Consider the following 482-nt stretch of genomic DNA (forward strand, 5'->3'; position numbering starts at 1 on the left):
CTTCTCGATGGAAAACCCGGGTCAGTTCCGGGTGGAAATCAACAGCCGAGGATCTCACCGCGCTCTACCGCGCCCATGTCGACGATCTCGCCCGCACGCTCTCCGGGGCGAGGTGGTCGGCCGCGCCTCGGACGAGTTGCACCGGCTGATCGCGCACATCGTGGTGCACTGGGATGCCAAGCATCGCCGCCATGATCTCGACCTGCAGGGCGACCTAGTCGCGCTGCTGGGTGCTGCGGACAACAAAAAAGCCGCCTCGTTTGAGGCGGCTGCATCTTCGCTAAGATTGGTTGCGGGGACAGGATTTGGCCTGAACCGAACCACAGGGCCAATCACGGTTGGGAATAGCAAGGTGCGCCGAAACCAGGATCTCCTCGGCGAGATCCCCCACGCACATCGACGGGCGTCCGATCCGACCTCATGATCGACTCGCCCGCTTAACAGGCTGCTGATTTAGTCAGGACTGGGCGGAACGTTTTCCT

General features: G+C 62.0%; 1 pseudogene. It reads left to right on the forward strand.

Annotated features, from left to right (window positions below):
* Positions 1 to 424: pseudogene (locus tag ELI80_RS13735) on the forward strand (hypothetical protein); the annotation flags it as partial.
* Positions 425 to 482 lie beyond the last annotated feature (58 nt).

This window comes from Paracoccus aeridis (assembly GCF_004923205.2).
Lineage (GTDB): Bacteria > Pseudomonadota > Alphaproteobacteria > Rhodobacterales > Rhodobacteraceae > Paracoccus > Paracoccus aeridis.